This window comes from Bacteroides sp. AM16-13, assembly GCF_003602705.1.
Taxonomy (GTDB): domain Bacteria; phylum Bacteroidota; class Bacteroidia; order Bacteroidales; family Bacteroidaceae; genus Bacteroides; species Bacteroides xylanisolvens.
This window is the reverse complement of record NZ_QTLK01000009.1, coordinates 95,041-115,917: the sequence shown is the minus strand read 5'-3', so window position 1 is coordinate 115,917 and position 20,877 is coordinate 95,041. Positions and strand designations below refer to the sequence as shown.

Below are 20,877 nucleotides of genomic sequence, written 5' to 3'. Positions count from 1 at the left end.
GTGTTAATCTGTGTAATCCGTGCCTAAATTATTATATAAACTAATTATGAATACATATTTACGAATAAAGAGATGAAGAAATTAGAAGTAAAAGACCTGAAAGAAAACTTTTTCGAAGCGATCGGAAAAGAGTGGATGCTGGTTACGGCCGGAACAAAAGAGAAGTTTAACACGATGACAGCAAGTTGGGGTGGCATCGGTTGGCTGTGGAACAAGCCTGTTGCTTTCGTTTTTATCCGTCCCGAACGGTATACGTATGAATTTGTAGAGAAGAACGATCACCTGACTCTTTCTTTCTTAGGGGAAGAAAATAAGAAGATTCACGCTATTTGTGGTTCCAAGTCGGGACGTAATATAGATAAAGTAAAAGAGACCGGATTGAAACCAGTGTTTACAGAAAATGGCAATGTGTTGTTTGAGCAGGCACGATTGAGCCTGGAGTGTAAGAAGCTTTATGCTGACGGTATCAAACCGGAATGTTTTCTGGATAAGGAATCATTGGAAAAGTGGTACGGTGGTGCTCATGGCGGTTTCCACAAGATGTATATTGTAGAAATTGAAAATATTTATTCGGAGTAAGATTTAGCCGATTTATGATGGATGCAATGGAGAAGGCTCTGAACTCAAGTAGATTGAGAACAGAGCCTTCTTTTATTTTACTTTATTGGAAAGTCGTTAAGCACAGATTATATGAAATATGCAGTTTTAGTGAATCAAATGACTGTGAGATTCGTATAATCCGTGCTTTAAAATTTTACTTAGATGGAGCTTTCTTCACCCATTTGTCCAGCCATTCGAAGAATGTGCGTTGCCATAGAACCCCATTCTGCGGTTTCAATACCCAGTGGTTTTCATCTGGATAAATCAGCAACTCTGCAGGAACACCACGCATCACGGCAGCATCGAAAGCAGCCATTGCCTGATTAGCCAAAATACGATAGTCTTTTTCTCCATGAATACAGAGGATAGGCGTATCCCATTTCTCCACGAACAGGTGAGGAGAGTTGGCAAACGTACGTTGTGCCACCGGGTTTTGTTTTTCCCAGTATGCGCCTCCCATATCCCAGTTGGCAAACCATTTCTCTTCAGTTTCCAGATATTGCATTTCCATATTGAAGATACCGTCGTGGGCGATGAACGCTTTGAATCGTTTGTCATGATGTCCCGCCAACCAGTATACGGAGAATCCTCCGAAGCTGGCACCTACACATCCCAAGCGATCTTTGTCTACATACGGCTCTTTTGCCATTTCATCAATAGCAGTGAAATAATCCTTCATACACTGGCCACCGTAGTCACCACTGATCTGTTCGTTCCATTCCACGCCAAATCCCGGCAAGCCGCGACGATTCGGAGCAACAATGATATAATCATTGGCTGCCATAATCTGGAAGTTCCAGCGATAAGACCAGAACTGGCTTACCGGACTTTGCGGACCTCCTTCACAGAACAGCAAAGTCGGATATTTCTTGTTCGGATCAAACTGCGGAGGATAGATTACCCATGTCAACATCTGTTTGCCATCTGTTGTTTTCATCCAGCGACCTTCCACTTTACCCATTTCCAACTGGTCATAGATTTGCTTGTTTTCCTGCGTCAGTTGAGTAGTAGAGCCATCCAGTGCCACAGTGTAAATTTCATCACCCATGCTCATAGAATGACGTTTGGCGATCAGTTTATCCCCGAAAAGAGCTACACTTTCATAATCGTACATTCCTGAAGTAATGGCCTTTACCGAATCATTTGCCAGGTCAAGCGCATAAATCTGTGACTCTCCATGCCATACACCTGTGAAATAGATCACTTTTGCATCTGCTCCCCAAACAAAAGCGTCTACATTCGATTCGAATGCTTTGCTCACAAAACGTTTCTCTCCGGTTTCTAGGTTCATGATGAACAGACGGTTCAAATCCGCTTCGTAACCGTCACGTTCCATACTCTGCCAGGCGATATATTTGCCGTCTGGAGAGTATTGCGGATTGGTATCATATCCTTTGTTCTCTTCCGTAATATTTTCCGTCTTCTTGGTGTTCAGGTCATAAACGTAAATATCGGAGTTGGTGGAAATCGCATATTCCAGTCCTGTCTTTTTACGGCAAGTGTAAGCCACTTTGTCCGAAGTAGTATTCCAGGCAAGTTGCTCAATGCCACCCCAGGGTTTCATTGGACTTTCATACGGTTCTCCGTTCAGGATATCCACGATATTGGAAATACCGTTACCGTCGAAGTCGGCAACAAAAGGATGTGGAGCTGTCGCCACCCATTCATCCCAATGTTTGTACATCAGGTCGGTCACGATGATACCTGTGGCTTTCGGCAGGTCCGGATATTTATCAGCAGTGCTTTCTTTCGTCTTTACTTGTGAAATAAACAGCAGCTTTTTGCCATCCGGCGAAATGGAATAACCTTCGATGTCTCCGTCGTAGTTGGTCAATTGCTTGCGCCCGCTGCCGTCCGGGTTCATTTCATAGAGCTGGCTGCTTCCGTTGTCATTACTTAAGAATGCAAGTTTGGTGCCTCCTTTAATCCATGTCACTTCATTTTCCTGATACGGGGTATGAGTGATTTGCTGGTTTTCGCTTCCATCTGCGTTCATCACGAAAACTTCGCGGTTACTCTTGTTTTCCGGTACACTGTAATACGCTACCGTATACGCAATTTTCTTTCCGTCGGGCGATACGGCGAATCCGCCGATACGTCCCATAGCCCAAAGTGCTTCGGGAGTCATGCGCTTCCCTTCGATCTTAATATCCGATTTCTCGATAAGCACCTGATCTGTTTTGCCTGCGTCTTTGGTTCCTCCGCAGGCAGCTAACAACATTGCTGCCGACATCATAAATAAATTAGCTTGTCTCATATATTTTATAAAATGTTTATTTTCTTGCGAAGATAGTGAAAAAAGGATTTAAATCTTCTTTTTCTGCCAGTTTCCTTTCTTCATATACCAGTAGCAGAACAACAGTATAAAAGTACCGTACACACATTCTGTCGTCCAGGCAAATGCGACATCCATTCGCAGATACATGATGAAATATGCAGAGTATGTGACATAGATAGCCAGTACACAGAGTTCCATAGCCAATGCAGTCCGCGTATTTCCTGTTCCTGATACCGATTGGAAATACACATTGGCAGGCACCAGTACCAGATAGGCAGAGCATAGTACCCACAGTGAAGGTACGGATGCCGCTCTTAAATCCGGGATGTCTGTATAAATGCGCAGAATCAGATCCGGGAATAAGCAGAAAAACACCAGGATCGGCAATACAAAGATATATCCGATACAGATATGCTGTTTGATAGTTCCCCGTACACAATCCTGTTCGCCTGCACCGATCAGGTTACTTACCAGCGAACCGCAGGTGGAAGCAAATGCCATTGCAATCATAAACGGTATCCCCGACACGTTGCGGATGATGTTGGCAATCGCCAATGACCGCTCTCCCAAATGTTCCACAAACAGGAAGAACATGAACCAGGTAGACAAAGAAACGAAATTCTGAATCATTGTCCACACAGAAACATTCAGTATGCGTTTCAGTGTTTTTCCATGGAATTTGGGCAATATGTTCAACGCATATTTCTTGCAGTCAATCCGTTTCCATGTATAGATGATGAAGAAAATCACCGATACCATTTCGGCCAGTGACGAACCGATGGCAGCACCGGCAATTCCCAGTTGCGGGAAACCGAATTTACCGAAGATCAGGATATAGTTGAATACCACGTTCGAAAGCACCATTACGATAGAGTTCAGCGTCAGTGTTTTGGTTTGTGTCGTACCTACAAAGAAGGCGCGGAACATGACCATGATAAAAGAGAAGAAGAACCCGTACACACGCCAATGAATATAACTTTCGGCTGCATCGTAAATGTGAGGAGACGAAATGATATTCTTTAAGATATATGGTGAAAATACGATGGAGAATGTGAATAAAATCACTGCTATGGCAAGCAGGAAATAAATGCCCTGATAGAAAATCGGTCCGATTTCCTTGTAGTTTCCTTCTCCGTTGCGGCGGGCAATTAAGATCTGTGCGCCGATGCTGAAACCGAATGCCATCATGAAGATGGCAAGATAATATACCCCCGCGATAGCAGAAGCACCCAGCTCGATTTCTCCCACACGTCCCAGGAAGGCCGTGTCCGTCATGCCGATCATTTGCTCCATAATCAGACTGATCAGGATAGGGAAGGTGATCGTCCAGATTTGTTTATACGAATATTTAGTTTTCATCTTATTATATTATTTAGAGAAAGAAAGCCGGGCAACCAAAATAGGGTGTCCGGCTTTCTTAGAATATGATTCAGGAATAATTCCTTATTTTTTATTCTGTCTTTGCTGCTGCAGTAGCTCTTGTTGCTTTTGCATCGCTTCCAGGCGGGCAGCAAATCCGGTCTTTTTCATTTGTTTCGGGTCCTTCTTTTTCGCTTCAAGAATAGCCAACAATTTAGTTTCGTCGGTCGTTTTACGAAGCAGAATCATAGTACCCACGCTAATCAGCGTTGACACGAAATAGTAATAGTTCAAACCTGACGGATAGTCGTTCAAGACAAACAAGAACATAATCGGCATCAGGTACATCATCCATTTCATAGCCGCCATTTGTGGCTGCGCTCCGGTATCCTGCATAGACATCGTATACTTCGTGTTCAAGATGTTGGTCACCGTCATCAGCAAGCAGAACAAGCTAAGGTGGTTACCCAGGAACGGAATATGGAATGGGAATGTGATGAACGCATCATAAGTAGAAAGGTCGTCCGCCCACAAGAAACTCTGTTGACGCAGCTCGATAGCACTCGGCACGAACATAAACAAAGCCATCAGGATAGGGAACTGCAATAACATCGGCAGACAGCCGCCCATCGGGCTTACCCCGTATTGGCTGTAAAGGCCCATCACTTCCTGCTGTTTCTTCATTGCATCTTCCTGCTTCGGATATTTCTTGTTGATTTCGTCAATTTTCGGTTTCAATACACGCATCTTGGCAGAAGACATATATGTTTTCCAGGTAGCCGGATAAACCACGACTTTTACCATGATGGTCAGAATCAACAGTACGATACCCATGCTCAATCCCCAGCCGGACAACCAGTCGAATACGTTGATTGTGATAAACTGGTTAATCCAGCGAATCAACGGCCAGCCCAAGTAAACCAGTCTGTGAAGTTCCCATTTCTCGTCGCGGCCTTTATCCAGCGCTTTCAGCGTCTTAAAGTGGTTCGGACCGAAATAGAAATACATCTCTGTCGGTTCTTTGCCTGTCGGATCAAAGAAAGTATTCATTTCAGCAGAATAATCTTTGATATATCCGCTTCCTTGCTGCTCCATTTTTGACTTTACGGAAACCTTGTCGAAATCCTGTTCAGCAATAAATACAGAAGAGAAGAACTGATTTTTGAAAGCTACCCAGTCGATACGTCCCGGCAAATTCTGACTGTCATCTTTGGCAGCAGATAAGTTGTCCACATTGTCGCCTGTTACTTTATAAGTCAGTTCCGACAGACGATTTTCATAGGTGAATCCTTTTTCCAGTTGGCGGGCACGTTGTGACCAGTCGATGTCCACATACTTGGTGCTTGCCAACTTGTTTTCCATGCCTGTCGCTTTGATTTCAAAGTTCATCAGGTAGCTATCCGGTTTCAGCGTATAGATGAAATCGATATAGCTTGCGCTATCCGCAGCCAGACGCATGGTAACACTACTATCCGTCTTGTTTACAGCTTCAAAGAAATAATCTTTGGTCTGGATGGCTCCTGCTTTGTTGTAGAAGTTGAAGTTCATCGAAGCATCATCGCCGTCGAACAACATAATCGGCGTCTTTTTGTCCTGTGCCATATAATTCTTCAACATGGCTGAATAGACACGTCCGCCTTTTGTTGCGAAAGTAATTTCCGCTACATTATTCTGGATGCTGATTTTAGAATCGGTCCCATGCAAGGCATTGAAAAACAAAGCAGAAGAATCGGCGGCCGATGCAACCTCTTTTTGGCTGTTAGCCAGCGCAGCTTCCGTTTTTGCCTTCAGCGCTTCCTCCTGCTGCTGCACTACGGCAATAGAGTCATAGTATCTTTTTTGTGCAGCTATCTGTTCCTCGCTTGGACGACTCAAAAAGCTGAATCCTACCAATAATATGCCTATTAGAACGAGACCTGTGATGGTGTTTTTATCCATTCTTATTTTAATTACAAATTATAAAATTACAAACTACCAGTCGTTTATCGCGTATCGTTAGCCTTTTGCCGTTGTTTTTTCGTTTTCGATGGCAGCTTTCACGAATGCCACGAACAACGGATGAGGATTCAGTACCGTACTGCCATATTCCGGATGGAATTGTGTACCGACAAACCATTTCAAAGCCGGGATTTCAACGATTTCTACCAGATCCGATTCCGGGTTGATACCTACACATTTCATGCCGGCAGCTTCATAGCGGTCTTTATAATCATTGTTGAACTCATAGCGATGACGGTGACGTTCCTGAATATGTTCTTGTCCGTAAGCCTGATATGCTTTCGAACCTTTCTGCAATACACATTCGTAAGCACCCAGACGCATCGTACCACCCATGTTGGTGATTGCTTTCTGTTCTTCCATGATATCAATCACGTTGTGCGGAGTCTTTTCATCCATTTCACGAGAGTTGGCATCAGCGTATCCCAGTACGTTGCGTGCAAATTCGATGGCGATGCATTGCATACCCAGACAAATACCGAAAGTCGGAATGTCATGCGTACGTGTATATTTGATAGCGACAAACTTGCCGTCAATACCCCGTTGACCGAATCCCGGACCGATCATTACACCTGCCATGCCTTTCAAAGCTTCACCTACATTTTCGTCTGTCAGTTTCTCACTGTTTACGAAATGAACTTCCACTTTGCGGTCATTGTAAGTACCTGCCTGCGATAAAGCTTCGCGGATAGACTTATAAGCATCCTGTAAGTCGTATTTTCCAACCAGTGCAATATTGATCGGTTCTTTTGTCTCTGCAGCGTGACGGCGTTCCAGGAATTTACGCCATGGACCTAATCCCGGAGTTTCTCCTACCGGCAGTCCCATCTTTTCTAGGATAGTGCTGTCCAGTCCTTGTGCCTGCATCAGGATAGGTACTTCGTAAATTGTTTCTGCATCGATAGACTGCACAACGGCTTTATCATCTACATTACAGAATTGTGCCACTTTCTTGCGCAGTCCGTCACTTAGCGGATGTTCGGCACGCAATACCAGTACATCCGGCTGGATACCCACACTTTGGAGCTCCTTTACAGAATGTTGCGTCGGTTTTGTTTTCAACTCTCCGGCAGCAGCAAGGTAAGGAACATAAGTCAAGTGTACACAAAGAGCGTTCTTACCGAGTTCCCATTTCAACTGACGGATACTTTCGAGGTAGGGGAGTGACTCGATGTCACCTACCGTACCACCGATTTCAGTGATTACAAAATCAAACTTGTATTTATTACCAAGCAGTTTTACATTCCGTTTGATCTCGTCTGTGATGTGAGGAATCACTTGGATCGTTTTACCCAAATAGTCTCCACGACGTTCCTTGTCAATGACGCTCTTGTAGATACGTCCCGTAGTAATGTTGTTCGCCTTTGTCGTTTGTATTCCCAGGAATCGCTCATAGTGTCCCAGGTCGAGGTCGGCTTCGTGTCCGTCTACGGTTACATAGCACTCTCCGTGCTCGTATGGATTCAATGTTCCCGGGTCGATGTTGATATACGGGTCAAACTTCTGAATGGTTACATTATAACCTCTTGCTTGCAGCAACTTACCGATGGATGATGAGATGATCCCTTTTCCTAATGAAGAGGCAACACCACCGGTGACGAAAATATACTTTGTTTCTCCCACAGCTATAACTGTTTTAATAATTGTTTACTTAGTAGTAATCTTACGAACTTAAAAAGCGCAAAATTATAAAAAAAAGAGGAAGATTGCAGACTTTCGTCTCTACAATTTTATTAAAAAATGCAATTTTGAAAGAATCCTATGATTTCTGAACAAAATAATGTAGCTTTGCAGCCTAAACCATAGACAAATATGATGAGAATTACTACTTTATGTTCAGCGTTTATCCTGTCAATCTTATCGTTATCGCTTTTTGCGCAGGAACCAGTCGAGGCTGCTTCACTTCCGACTGACTCTCTGCAGCCTGCCCCTGAAGTGATTAAACCAGCTAAAACGGTCAAACCTTCGGCAGTTGTGGCAAAGGCCAGAGTTGTGAAAGCCGATACGCTTTCGGCAGAGCTTCAGAAATATTTAATGCTAAAACTAAATCTGTCAGGTCCGACTCCGAAATTGGATACTGTTTCTTATTTATATAATAGGTATGTTGCGCAATTGGATTATTTGAATGATTTGTCTGTGCCGCCACGTTATATTCCGTCCGATCCCGATTATTTTCGTCTGTTTACACCTTTGGCATATTATTATGCTCCGATGGCTCAATACTCGAAGCTGGAATGGAAACCCATGCAATTGGATACCACTCCTCAACTGACGCAAGAGCTTTTGCCATACGATACCCTGGTATTTACCAAAACTCAACGTGCCGGGAAGATAGTCAACAGCGCGTTGATGGATCTTTATTTGGAGCGTCCGGAATTAGTTGTCACTACGGAGGATCGTATCATGAGTCGTGACGTGTTCCGTCATGATGTGAAGCCGAAAATATCTCCCAAAGCAAACGTTATTCATCTGTTCCAACCGGAAAACATGGATGATAATGTAGGAAAGGCCAATATGAAGATTAGCAGGCCTAACTGGTGGGTGACCGGAGGTAACGGATCGTTGCAGATCAGTCAGAACCACCTTTCGGATAACTGGTATAAGGGAGGTGAAAGTAACTTCTCCGGATTAGCGACTTTTCAGATTTTTGCCAACTATAATGATAATGAAAAAGTCCTGTTTGAGAATCAACTGGAAGCTAAAGTGGGTATGACCTCCACTCCGTCAGATGAATATCATAAATATCTTTTTAACACCGACCAATTCCGCTTATATAATAAATTAGGTTTGAGGGCTTTCAAGAATTGGTACTATACCATTTCTTCCGAGTTTAAGACACAGTTCTTCAACGGTTATAAAGCTAATAGTGAAGAATTGGTTTCGTCTTTCATGTCTCCGGCAGATTTGGCAGTCAGTGTCGGTATGGATTATAAATTGAGTAAGAAGAAATTTAATCTTTCCGTGTTTATGGCACCGTTGACTTATAACTTGCGTTATATAGGTGATTCTGAAGTGAATGAAACTAAGTTTGGCTTAGACAAAGGAAAATGCTCTAAAAACGACTTTGGTTCCCAGTTGCAATCCACATTGAACTGGACCATCATCTCTGCAGTAACTTTAGAGTCTCGTCTCAATTATCTGACCAACTATCATTGGGCACGTGTAGAATGGGAAAATACATTCAACTTCGTTTTGAACCGTTATCTTTCTACCAAGCTCTATATACATACCCGTTTTGACGATAGCTCGAAACCGACTGAAGGAGACAGCTTCTTCCAGTTGAAAGAATTGCTTAGCTTCGGTATCAATTATAAGTGGTAAGTAAATCGAAAGAATAGAAATCAGGCGCGGAAATTCCGCGCCTGATTTGTTTAGGGATGTTGTATAAAATATGGGTGGTAGAATAGAACCAATGTGATAGCGGATTTTTCACGTCCAAGATAGTCTTAACTGTATATTTCTATTTGTATGTAAAAAAAGAATGCGTTTTTTCTTGTTTACTATTTATAATTTTATCTATCTTTGTCACCGAATTCAATCCATTGCCTAAGGGGTATGGAAAAATGAGGGGTAAAAATACATGATCATTAAGAAAAATGACGATCGAAATCTTCTGCCAACAGATGTGATTGGCAGCAGCGTAGCGCGCTCAAAACGTTGGTTGGTGGCAATCGTACGTATTTGTCACGAGAAAAAAACGGGTGAGCGGCTTACGAAAATGGGGATCGAAAATTTCCTTCCAATTCAACAAGAAGTTCATCAATGGAGCGACCGCCGTAAAATTGTCGACCGGGTACTGCTTCCGATGATGATTTTCGTTCACGTTGATCTGCAAGAACAAAAAGAAGTCCTGACTTTATCTTCTATCAGCCGTTACATGGTATTACGTGGGGAGAGTACTCCGGCTGTTATTCCTGATCAACAAATGTTGCGATTTAAGTTTATGCTCGACTACTCGGATGAGACGATTAGCATGAGTACATCGCCATTGGCTCCGGGAGAGAAAATACGGGTAATCAAGGGACCATTGGCAGGATTGGAAGGGGAATTAGTACATGTGAATGGGAAATCGAAAGTTGCTGTTCGATTGACAATGTTAGGGTGTGCATGTGTAGATATACCGGCTGGGTGTGTAGAGCCGGTATCTGAAAATGGGGATTTACGTGATTGAGTAATCAATCTATTTTATAGGGGTATGGGGATTTTACTGCAAAAATGTAATGAAAGTCTGTAAAATAGCAGGCAGTCTATCTGACATCGGTAACCAAACAGTGGATATATTTATCGATGACCTCTCTCAAAAATAAAAATCCATAAAGTATTATGAATTATATCTTTACAAAAGATATAGTGTAGAAATGTATGTACGTATCGAAAGATGAAGGGATTCTCTGTTGGGCTACACCAACATGGAAATCGTAGTCATAGTCCTTGTACTGATCATAATCAATCAGATAAATCAAATTTCGAAATATTATTTTATTCATTTATACTATAATGGAAAAAACATTGAAGGACATAGTGCAATATGTCCGCAAAAATTATTTCAGTTATTGGGTTATTTTAGGTATTGACACGGCAATTTCTGTATCATGTTCGTTGGTCGCTTATGCGGTAATTCATTATATGGCGCATGTTCCAATGACCGACTGGATGCTCTGTAAATTTGCTTGCGTTTCTTTGGTGGCAAGTGTTGCGGGCTCTTTATTATTCCATACTTATCGTAATACAATTCGTTTCTCACAGGCACGTGAACTTTGGCGTATCATGTGTGCCGTTTTATTTAAAATTGCCTGTTTGGTCATTATTTCTTTTGGAGTTATATATGAGACCCAATTGCCATATAATTATAAAATATCCTATCTTCTATTTGATGGTTTATTGACTTTAGTGATCTTGACGACCTTCCGTGTATCATTGATAATCGTCTATGATTTTTTATTGGATTGGGTGAATAAAAAGAACACACGTATTCTTATTTATGGTACTAATGAAGAGAGTGTAGCCTTGAAGTTACGTCTTAGGGATAGTGCACATTATAAAGTAGCCGGTTTTTATGTATATGGTAAAAATAACAGCCGACGCCGATTGGCAGATCTTCCCGTTTATTACTTTGAAAATGAATCGGATGTTGATTATATCATGCGGAAGCGCGGAATTAAGGGGATTCTGTTTGCCCGTTATGAAGATACCCGCCTGGAAGAAAAACGACTTCTGGAATATTGTAAAAACAATGAACTTAAAACATTGATAGCTCCTACTATCAGTGAAGCGGATTCTGATGGAAACTTTCATCAGTGGGTACGTCCTATTAAGATTGAGGATTTGTTGGGCCGTGCCGAAATTAATATCAACCTTCGTCAGGTTGCAGAAGAATTCAGGGGAAAAGTGGTGTTGGTGACTGGTGCGGCAGGCAGTATTGGTAGTGAACTTTGCCGTCAATTAGTGCAGATGGGAATTCAGAAACTTATCATGTTCGACTCTGCAGAAACACCTTTGCATAATGTCCGTCTTGAGTTTGAGAAAAAATATCCAAATATAGATTTTGTTCCGGTGATTGGTGATGTGCGTGTGAAGGAACGCGTTCGTATGGTATTCGAATTGTATCATCCTCAAATCGTCTTTCATGCCGCCGCTTATAAACATGTACCATTGATGGAAGAAAATCCTTGTGAGGCTGTACTTGTCAATGTGACCGGTTCTCGTCAGGTGGCTGATATGGCTGTGGAATATGGTGCTGAAAAGATGATTATGGTGTCTACGGATAAAGCTGTAAATCCTACTAATGTAATGGGCTGTTCCAAACGTTTGGCAGAAATCTATGTTCAAAGTCTGGGATGCGCTATCCGTGAAGGAAAAGTGAAAGGTCATACAAAATTTATCACCACCCGCTTTGGTAATGTATTGGGTAGTAACGGTTCTGTCATTCCTCGTTTTAAAGAACAGATAGAGAATGGTGGGCCGGTGACTGTTACTCACCCTGATATTATTCGTTTCTTCATGACCATTCCCGAAGCTTGCCGTTTGGTAATGGAGGCCGCCACAATGGGTGAGGGCAATGAGATCTTTGTTTTTGAGATGGGAAAAGCAGTCAAGATCGTTGATCTAGCGACTCGTATGATCGAATTGGCTGGCTATCGTCCGGGTGAAGACATCAAAATAGAATTCACGGGATTACGTCCGGGTGAGAAGCTTTATGAAGAGGTATTGAGCGATAAAGAAAATACGATCCCAACAGAGAATAAGAAAATCATGATCGCCAAAGTTCGTCGGTATGAATATGCTGATATTCTTGATACTTATGCAGAGTTTGAAAGGTTGTCGCGTGCGGTAAAGATCATGGATACCGTGCGGTTGATGAAGAAAATAGTTCCGGAGTTCAAATCAAAAAATTCTCCGCGATTTGAAGTACTGGATAAAGAATAAATAGGGAATAATCAACAAAAGATTCTATAAATAAATTATCATTTAATATGAATAAATCATTGCGCACGCATTTGAATGTACGAAGCTTGTATGGAAGTTTGTTTTCCTGTCTGATAGCGGTATTTCTGTTTGCTTCCTGCCAGTCCTATAAGAAAGTACCTTATTTGCAGGATGCGGGAGTTGTAAAGGACACCAATCAACAGGAAAATTTATATGATGCCAAGATAATGCCTAAAGACTTACTTACTATCGTAGTCTCATGTACTAGTCCGGAACTTGCAGTTCCGTTCAACTTGACGGTGGCAACTCCTGCTAATGCGGCTACTGCCAGCACCCAATTGACTACCCAGCCTGTCTTACAACCTTATCTGGTAGATAATGAAGGCAAGATCAATTTTCCTGTTCTGGGTGAATTGAAAGTGGGTGGATTGACGAAAAGAGAAGCTGAACAACTGATAATAGACAAACTGAAACCTTACATAAAGGAGACTCCGATAGTTACTGTCCGTATGGTAAACTATAAAATTTCTGTATTAGGTGAGGTTGCCCGTCCGGGTACATTTACTATCAACAATGAGAAAGTCAACTTGTTGGAAGCTCTTGCCATGGCCGGTGACATGACGGTCTGGGGAGTTCGTGACAATGTGAAACTGATTCGTGAGGGTGCTGATGGCAAACAGGAAATTGTAACATTGGATTTAAACAAGGCGGAGACAATTCTTTCTCCTTATTATTGGTTACAGCAGAATGATATAGTCTATGTGACTCCTAATAAAGCAAAAGCTCGTAACTCTGATATAGGTAACAGTACCAGCTTGTGGTTCTCCGCTACTTCTATTCTGGTATCATTGGCAAGTTTATTAGTAACAATCTTCAAATAGTAATATAGATATGATTGAGGAAAAAAGAGAGAACCGGGGTGAGCAACCGGAAGAGCAGGTGAATATTCAGGAAATCCTTTTCCGTTACCTGATCTATTGGCCTTGGTTTGTGGTTTCTGTAATAATCTGTATCGTCTGCGCATGGGGCTACCTGCGTCTGGCTACTCCTGTCTATAATATATCCGCTACAGTCTTGATCAAGGATGACAAGAAAGGCGGTGGTGCAAGCATGTCCTCCGAACTGGAAAAGATGGGACTGGACGGTTTCGTTTCCTCGTCGAACAATGTAGACAATGAAATCGAGGTGCTGAAATCAAAGTCTCTTGCCCGTGAAGTGGTCAACAATCTGGGACTGTTTGTGACTTATAAGGATGAAGATGAGTTTCCTAATAGGGAACTTTACCGTACCTCGCCCGTAGTGGTGAGCTTGACTCCACAGGAGGCGGAAAAACTGTCTGCACCAATGGAAGTGGAGATGACTTTATTTCCCAATGGTGGGATGGATGCGTTGATAACAGTGAAAGACAAAGAGTATCGGAAACAATTCGATAAATTACCTGCTGTTTTTCCGACCGATGAGGGGACGGTCGCCTTTTTTGAAAGCAAGGATACATTGACGACCAATCAGGCTAAGGAGGAAAGTAAAGAGCGTCATATAAAAGCTTTTATAAACCGGCCGATGTCTGTGGTCAAAGGATATATCCAGTCCTTGTCGATAGCCCCTACATCAAAAACTACTTCTGTAGCTGTTCTTTCGTTAAAGAACTCAAATACCCGGCGTGGCAAGGACTTCATCAACAAACTCCTTGAGATGTACAATATCAATGCCAATAATGACAAGAATGAGGTAGCCCAAAAAACCGCAGAATTCATCGACGAACGTATCGGCATTATTTCCAAGGAACTTGGAAGTACCGAACAAGACTTGGAGAACTTCAAGCGTAGTGCCGGAATTACAGATTTGAGCAGTGAGGCGCAAATAGCCTTAACCGGTAATGCTGAATATGAAAAGAAGCGTGTGGAAAACCAGACTCAAATCAATTTGGTGATGGATTTGCAACGCTATATGCAAGGTAATGAATATGAGGTCTTACCAAGTAATATTGGATTACAGGATGCGGCATCAGCTGGTGCAATAGACAGATATAATGAAATGTTGGTTGAAAGAAAGCGTTTGCTCCGTACATCAACCGAGAATAATCCGACGATCATAAATTTGGATACTAGTATCCGTGCGATGCGGAGCAATGTACAGGCTACGCTGGATGCTACATTGAAAGGATTGCAGATAACCAAAGAAGGCCTTGCCCGTGAGGCGAACCGCTATTCCCGTCGCATTAATGACGCTCCGACCCAGGAACGTCAGTTCGTAAGTATCGCCCGGCAGCAGGAAATTAAGGTCGGCCTTTATTTGATGTTACTTCAAAAACGTGAAGAGAATGCCATCACTTTGGCAGCTACAGCAAATAATGCCAAGATTATTGATGAAGCGTTAGCGGACGACAATCCGGTTTCTCCTAAGAGGATGATGGTCTATCTTGCCGCCTTGGTGTTAGGAGTAGGATTTCCGGTAGGTATTATTTATCTGATTGGATTGACCAAATTCAAGATTGAGGGCCGTGCTGATGTTGAAAAACTAACTTCTCTTCCTGTTATTGGCGATATCCCGTTGGCGGATGAAAAGTCCGGTTCTATAGCTGTATTTGAGAATCATAATAACCTGATGAGTGAGACATTCCGTAATGTACGTACCAATCTTCAGTTTATGCTTGAAAATGGCAAGAATGTGATTCTGGTGACATCTACCATCAGTGGTGAAGGTAAGTCTTTCGTATCATCCAATTTGGCCATCAGTCTTTCTTTATTAGGTAAAAAAGTTGTGATAGTTGGTCTTGACATTCGCAAGCCTGGCTTGAATAAGGTTTTTAATATTTCCCAAAAGGAACATGGTATTACCCAGTTTCTGACCAATCCGACAAAAAATCTGATGGATTTGGTACAGCCTTCCAGTATAAACAAGAATCTGTTTATTCTTCCGGGCGGATCAGTTCCTCCCAATCCAACGGAATTATTGGCCCGTGACGGCTTGGAAAAAGCTATCGAAACGTTGAAGGCTAATTTTGACTATGTGATTCTGGATACTGCCCCCGTGGGTATGGTAACTGATACCTTGCTGATAGGGCGTACTGCTGATTTGTCGGTATACGTATGCCGTGCCGATTATACCCGTAAGGCAGAGTTTACTTTGATTAATGAGCTTTCTGAAAACAACAAATTGCCTAACCTCTGTATCGCCATTAACGGCTTGGATCTTCAGAAAAAGAAGTACGGCTATTATTATGGTTATGGTAAATACGGCAAGTATTATGGCTATGGCAAGCGTTACGGTTATGGCTATGGTTATGGAGAGCAGCATACAAGTCGGGAGGGTAAATAAACTGCTATTGATAAAACCAAATCAAACATAATATGCGTGATTTCAAAGAGATTCGGGTCGCAGTAGCCGGAACTGGCTATGTGGGACTGAGCATAGCGACACTGCTATCACAACATCATCATGTAACTGCCGTGGATGTAATCCCGGAAAAGGTGGAGAAACTGAACAACAAGGTTTCCCCTATCCAGGATGATTATATCGAGAAGTATCTGGCTGAAAAGCCGCTTGATCTTGTTGCCACTTTGGACGGGAGGTCAGCCTATGCTGACGCCGACTTTGTGGTAATAGCCGCTCCTACAAACTACGACCCTGTGAAGAATTACTTCGATACGAGTCGTGTGGAGGAAGTTATCGATCTTGTGCTTGAAGTGAATCCCGATGCCGTAATGGTCATCAAATCGACAATTCCGGTGGGCTATACCCGTAACCTTTATGTAAAATATGCCCAGAAGGGAGTAAAGAAGTTCAACCTGCTGTTCTCACCGGAGTTCCTTCGTGAAAGCAAGGCCCTTTATGACAATCTCTATCCGAGCCGTATCATCGTAGGTTATCCGAAGATCATCGACCGTCCGGAGTTTGCGGAAGAAAATGAGGCGATCCGTTCCGTCACGGATGTCACTATGTTGGAGGAAGCAGCTAAAATATTTGCCGCCCTTTTGCAGGAAGGGGCTATCAAGGAAAATATTGATACACTCTTCATGGGTATGAAAGAGGCTGAAGCAGTCAAGCTCTTCGCCAACACCTACCTGGCTCTCCGTGTCAGCTATTTCAATGAACTTGACACATACGCTGAAATGAAAGGATTGGATAGTAAAGCCATCATTGAGGGCGTAGGTCTTGATCCCCGTATCGGGACACATTATAACAATCCCTCATTCGGTTATGGCGGTTATTGCCTGCCGAAAGATACCAAGCAACTCCTTGCCAACTATCAGGATGTACCCCAGAATATGATAACTGCTATTGTAGAGAGTAATCGTACTCGAAAAGATTATATAGCCGATTCCATTCTTCGCAAGGCAGGGTGGTACGATTATAATTCACACAATCAGTACGATGGTCAAAAGGAGTCTGTCACTATAGGAGTGTATCGTTTGACCATGAAGGCTAATTCGGATAATTTTCGACAGAGCGCTATTCAGGGTATTATGAAGCGTATAAAGGCTAAAGGGGCAGAAGTCATTATCTACGAACCTACACTTAGTAACGGGGAAAACTTCTTTGGTTCCAAAGTCGTTAATGATCTTACTCGTTTTAAAGAATTAAGCAAGGCCATTATTGCTAATCGTTTTGATGAGTGTTTAAGTGATGTAGAAAAGAAAGTGTATACACGCGATATTTTCGGTAGAGATTAAAATAGTTTTTTCAATCAAAATTTATTTGGCTGCTCCTTTTTAATATATTTTGTCAGTACTCAAATTTGACCTTAGATTAAAAGAAACATTTTTGTTGCAAGTTTAAAATATGTAAGCAATGTAATGTGTTGGATTTTATTTTAAGTACAAATTTGAAGTGGGGTTTGTGAAGAATCTTTTCAAGCATTTGGAGACTCAACACTATATCCAAAGGATATTTAATGGGGGGTGTGTCTTTGCTAACATGAACTTATAATTTTTTTTAGCTGCAAGCTAATATTAAAACGTATTAATTAACAAGGGTCGATTTAGAAGCTTTTAAAGTTTCAAAGCTAAGAGGAAACTCTAATTTGAGCGCTTACGATTGAGTAAGTCGACCATATAAAAATAGTAATCAAACGATGTCAGATTATTCAGCTAGAAATAAGAGATTGGCAAAGAATACGATAGTGTTGTACTTTCGTATGTTTTTTATAATGGCACTACAACTTTATACATCTCGTCTTGTATTACAGGCATTAGGTATAGAAAATTACGGTATCTATAATGTCGTTGGAGGTGTGATGGCAATGTTGAATTTTGTTAATATGTCGCTTTCCAATGCTAATTCGAGGTTTGTTTCAGTGGAGATAGGCTCTGGTAATCTAGATAGTGTAAAGAAGCTATTCGGTTGCATTATGTCTATTCATTGCCTCTTTGGCGTTATCATACTTATTTTTGCAGAGACTGTAGGTTTGTGGTTTGTGATGACCCAACTTGTTATTCCTAGTGAACGGATGGTAGCAGCAATATGGGTTTATCAAAGTGCAGTACTTTCATCTATAATTACCATTATCAGTTCGCCATATAATGGTCTTATTATTGCTCATGAGAAGATGTCTGCTTTTGCTGTCATATCCATTTTCGATGCAGTGGCAAAGTTTGGAATAGCTATCTTGCTTTTTTATTCGTTAATTGATCGGTTGATATTGTATGCTGTTCTTCATGTTCTGATTCAGTTGATTGTTTGTTTGATTTATGCCGTTTATTGCAAAAAGAAATTTGAAGAAAGTAACTATCATTTTATATGGAACAAGAAAGTTTCGTTGAGTGTTTTGTCTTTTGCGGGTTGGACTCTTACAGGAAATATAGCAGTAATGGGGTATACTCAAGGTTTGAATATTTTACTGAATATTTTCTTTGGTGCGATAGTCAATGCAGCCCGAGGAGTGTCTGTGCAGGTACAGACTGCTGCAAGAATGTTCTTTGTAGGATTTCAAACGGCTATCAATCCCCAAATTTACAAGTCATATGCCCAAAAGGATTTTGATAGAATGCACGCTCTTGTGTTTATGTCAAGTCGGTTCTCGTTCTTCTTGATGCTAGTGGTTACTATTCCTCTGTGCATGCACACTCAGTACATTCTTGAATTGTGGTTAGGGGATGTGCCTGAATATACGGCAGCTTTTGTACGAATTATGCTGATTGTGGGTCTCATTAATACTCTCCAGAATCCAACAATGACAGCACTTCATGCCACAGGCAATATTAAAAAGGTACAGATAGTCGAGAGTTCACTTCTTTTGTCTGTAGTTCCTGTTGCTTATTTCTGTTTGAAGTTCCTACATATTTTACCTGTTATGGTATTTGTTGTGTATTTTATTATAGAGTTTGTTGCGCAGTTCGTAAGGGTATATATGATATATCCTATGATAAAGTTGAGAATGAAAGATTACTTTATTAAAGTAATGTGGCCAATCTCTGTAGTTACAACTTTAGCTGTGTTAGTATGTTGGATATCAAGTAGAGTGATAGTTGTATCTGATTTTTGGATGTTGCTTGTTGCAATTGCAGTATATGTATTGATAATAGGAGTATGTGTATTTTTCTTTGGCTTGCAGAAAATAGAAAGACAATATGCTATTAAATTAGTACATGAGAAGGTAATGAAAATTTGTTAGTTTTAATTAGATGATATTTTGATACAATCAGTCATTAATAAACCTTTCATAAATAAGGTTTTAATGTTATTTCTAGTATGTTATGCACCTCTTTCCCGAAAGGGTATGCAAGGAGCAGTATGTATCTGATTGTGATGTCTATAGCTAATGGAAAATCAAGTAAGATTTATCATATTCTGAGTGCAGCTGATTTATTGAAGTATCGAGTTTTTATACCTGGTCAGGATTATTCTCCTACATCAGCATCTACTGTCATGGATGCTATTTTATCTTTTGATGCTGTTAAGGAGAAGGCTTTTGCTGCAAGGTATTACCAAAGTTATTCAAATATGATGCTTCAGGTTCTCAATCAATTAAAAAAATAACGATGATTTCCGCTTGTATAAATATACAAAGCAACTGTAAGTCATGGCTTCGCAAAGCATCTATGATGATTCTTGCGTTGTTGCCGATACTGGCTTGGTATAAGATTCCATTTCCAGTTGGTTTGGGGTACACTTTAATATTGTTTTTGTCAACATATATTATAGTCAGAAACAATTTTAAAATTAATGTGGTTCCTATTATATTCTGGCTTTTGTTTGTGTATATTTGTCTGATATGGATATATCATCACCATTTTGAATTATGGACTCTGATTCCTCCGGGTGGATGGCTTTTCTTTTTATTCTTTCTTGCCCTTATAGGAGGTGTACTATCTTTTGATTTTCAGTTGCTTAAGAGATATATGCGATGGGTGGTTCTGATTTCGGCTGCTTTGTTTTGGGTGCAGTTTTCTTTGAAATTAGCCACAGGTTCTCATGTATTTTGTTTTGTACCAAATCTCACAGGTGCATTTACTTATGAGGGGATGTCGTATGCAGAACTTGTTGCCCATCAGATGTCAGGTCCGCGTCCATGTTCGATATTCCTTGAACCATCATATATGGCTTATTACTATGTGAGCTATCTGGCTTTGATATGGTTTGAAACTAATAAACAGGAAAAGTGGTTGAATAAGGAGGGCATTCTTATCATCTTCTCTCTCGTAGCTTTGAAGTCTGGTTCCGGAATGGTCGGACTGGTGATTCTTTTTGCTGTGAAAATGTTCAGCATATTTTGGAATGCGAATATTATTAGACGTTTTATAATGATTATGCTGTTCGTTCCATTAATTATTGCTTTAATATATATGTATGTTGGAAGTGAAATGGGACAAGAGATGCTTTTACGAACTGAAGAATTCTCTACTGAAGGAGCGAGTGGTTTTACTCGAGTTGTCGGAGGTTATTTAATGTTTGATCAGCTAACCTTTGATGAACAGATTATTGGTATTCCTGATGCACGAAACAGATTTGGAATAGAGATGTATGACGGAAATTTCATTTTTTACGCTAATGGTGTACAAACTATTCTACTATCTCTTGGTTATATTGGTGCTTTGCTATACGGTCTTTTTTATATAATACTTTTTCGTAATACGAATCTTGTATCGAGGATGTGTATAATTATCTTGTTCGTAATGGGACTTTTAGAGTCAAACTATCTTAATCCGTATATGATGCTATTGACGATTATTCCTTGTGCAGATTATCATTTCACTAGAAATAGGCTAAGAGTCTAA

General features: G+C 41.1%; 14 protein-coding genes. 10 read left to right on the top strand and 4 right to left on the bottom strand.

What is annotated here, in order from left to right:
- Positions 1-72 precede the first annotated feature (72 nt).
- Positions 73-579, top strand: coding sequence for a flavin reductase family protein (locus tag DW173_RS09715; RefSeq protein ID WP_118194964.1), 507 nt, complete (start codon positions 73-75; stop codon positions 577-579).
- 175 nt (positions 580-754) lie between these two features.
- On the opposite strand, the gene DW173_RS09705 is transcribed toward DW173_RS09715, so the two are convergent.
- The 4 genes from DW173_RS09705 to DW173_RS09690 all read right to left on the bottom strand — a co-directional run bounded on the left by DW173_RS09705 (position 755) and on the right by DW173_RS09690 (position 7,858).
- On the bottom strand, positions 755-2,857 hold the full coding sequence (locus DW173_RS09705; RefSeq protein WP_120144371.1) for an alpha/beta hydrolase family protein: 2,103 nt from the start codon (positions 2,855-2,857) through the stop codon (positions 755-757).
- A 48-nt stretch (positions 2,858-2,905) separates the two neighbouring features.
- Positions 2,906-4,237, bottom strand: coding sequence for a multidrug efflux MATE transporter BexA (bexA, locus tag DW173_RS09700; protein ID WP_120144370.1), 1,332 nt, complete (start codon positions 4,235-4,237; stop codon positions 2,906-2,908).
- Positions 4,238-4,321: 84 nt separating this feature from the next.
- Positions 4,322-6,175 (bottom strand): membrane protein insertase YidC, encoded by a 1,854-nt coding sequence (yidC, locus tag DW173_RS09695; protein WP_118408449.1) that lies wholly within the window; start codon positions 6,173-6,175, stop codon positions 4,322-4,324.
- 57 nt (positions 6,176-6,232) lie between these two features.
- Positions 6,233-7,858, bottom strand: coding sequence for a CTP synthase (locus DW173_RS09690; protein ID WP_004317909.1), 1,626 nt, complete (start codon positions 7,856-7,858; stop codon positions 6,233-6,235).
- A gap of 189 nt (positions 7,859-8,047) precedes the next feature.
- Here DW173_RS09690 and DW173_RS09685 point away from each other — a divergent pair, with 189 nt between their 5' ends.
- The 9 genes from DW173_RS09685 (at position 8,048) to DW173_RS09645 (ending at position 20,877) form a co-directional block, all read left to right on the top strand.
- Entirely contained in the window at positions 8,048-9,556 is a 1,509-nt protein-coding gene (locus tag DW173_RS09685; RefSeq protein ID WP_049702587.1) for a DUF3078 domain-containing protein, read from the top strand.
- Between the two features lie 259 nt (positions 9,557-9,815).
- The gene (locus tag DW173_RS09680; RefSeq protein ID WP_004299971.1) at positions 9,816-10,406 is read left to right on the top strand and encodes a UpxY family transcription antiterminator; all 591 of its coding nucleotides are present in this window, start codon (positions 9,816-9,818) and stop codon (positions 10,404-10,406) included.
- 326 nt (positions 10,407-10,732) lie between these two features.
- The gene (locus DW173_RS09675; RefSeq protein WP_118161023.1) at positions 10,733-12,661 is read left to right on the top strand and encodes a polysaccharide biosynthesis protein; all 1,929 of its coding nucleotides are present in this window, start codon (positions 10,733-10,735) and stop codon (positions 12,659-12,661) included.
- Between the two features lie 47 nt (positions 12,662-12,708).
- Positions 12,709-13,542: a polysaccharide biosynthesis/export family protein gene (locus DW173_RS09670; RefSeq protein WP_004303599.1), complete on the top strand. Its 834-nt coding sequence runs from the start codon at positions 12,709-12,711 to the stop codon at positions 13,540-13,542.
- Between the two features lie 10 nt (positions 13,543-13,552).
- Entirely contained in the window at positions 13,553-15,979 is a 2,427-nt protein-coding gene (locus DW173_RS09665; protein ID WP_120144369.1) for a GumC family protein, read from the top strand.
- A gap of 32 nt (positions 15,980-16,011) precedes the next feature.
- Positions 16,012-17,334, top strand: a complete 1,323-nt coding sequence (locus tag DW173_RS09660; RefSeq protein WP_022275137.1) for a nucleotide sugar dehydrogenase — start codon at positions 16,012-16,014, stop codon at positions 17,332-17,334.
- Positions 17,335-17,735: 401 nt separating this feature from the next.
- A complete protein-coding gene (locus DW173_RS09655) occupies positions 17,736-19,274 on the top strand; it encodes an MATE family efflux transporter (RefSeq protein WP_007752446.1) in 1,539 nt (512 codons plus the stop codon).
- A gap of 119 nt (positions 19,275-19,393) precedes the next feature.
- On the top strand, positions 19,394-19,639 hold the full coding sequence (locus DW173_RS09650) for a hypothetical protein (protein ID WP_007752448.1): 246 nt from the start codon (positions 19,394-19,396) through the stop codon (positions 19,637-19,639).
- 2 nt (positions 19,640-19,641) lie between these two features.
- On the top strand, positions 19,642-20,877 hold the full coding sequence (locus DW173_RS09645; protein ID WP_032839515.1) for a hypothetical protein: 1,236 nt from the start codon (positions 19,642-19,644) through the stop codon (positions 20,875-20,877).

Excerpts from the sequence above, each read along its gene's own strand:
- DW173_RS09715 (WP_118194964.1), top strand. The coding sequence starts at position 73 with ATGAAGAAATTAGAAGTAAAAGACCTGAAAGAAAACTTTTTCGAAGCG.
- DW173_RS09705 (WP_120144371.1), bottom strand. The coding sequence starts at position 2,857 with ATGAGACAAGCTAATTTATTTATGATGTCGGCAGCAATGTTGTTAGCT.
- bexA (WP_120144370.1), bottom strand. The coding sequence starts at position 4,237 with ATGAAAACTAAATATTCGTATAAACAAATCTGGACGATCACCTTCCCT.
- yidC (WP_118408449.1), bottom strand. The coding sequence starts at position 6,175 with ATGGATAAAAACACCATCACAGGTCTCGTTCTAATAGGCATATTATTG.
- DW173_RS09685 (WP_049702587.1), top strand. The coding sequence starts at position 8,048 with ATGATGAGAATTACTACTTTATGTTCAGCGTTTATCCTGTCAATCTTA.
- DW173_RS09680 (WP_004299971.1), top strand. The coding sequence starts at position 9,816 with ATGATCATTAAGAAAAATGACGATCGAAATCTTCTGCCAACAGATGTG.
- DW173_RS09675 (WP_118161023.1), top strand. The coding sequence starts at position 10,733 with ATGGAAAAAACATTGAAGGACATAGTGCAATATGTCCGCAAAAATTAT.
- DW173_RS09670 (WP_004303599.1), top strand. The coding sequence starts at position 12,709 with ATGAATAAATCATTGCGCACGCATTTGAATGTACGAAGCTTGTATGGA.
- DW173_RS09665 (WP_120144369.1), top strand. The coding sequence starts at position 13,553 with ATGATTGAGGAAAAAAGAGAGAACCGGGGTGAGCAACCGGAAGAGCAG.
- DW173_RS09660 (WP_022275137.1), top strand. The coding sequence starts at position 16,012 with ATGCGTGATTTCAAAGAGATTCGGGTCGCAGTAGCCGGAACTGGCTAT.
- DW173_RS09655 (WP_007752446.1), top strand. The coding sequence starts at position 17,736 with ATGTCAGATTATTCAGCTAGAAATAAGAGATTGGCAAAGAATACGATA.
- DW173_RS09650 (WP_007752448.1), top strand. The coding sequence starts at position 19,394 with ATGTATCTGATTGTGATGTCTATAGCTAATGGAAAATCAAGTAAGATT.
- DW173_RS09645 (WP_032839515.1), top strand. The coding sequence starts at position 19,642 with ATGATTTCCGCTTGTATAAATATACAAAGCAACTGTAAGTCATGGCTT.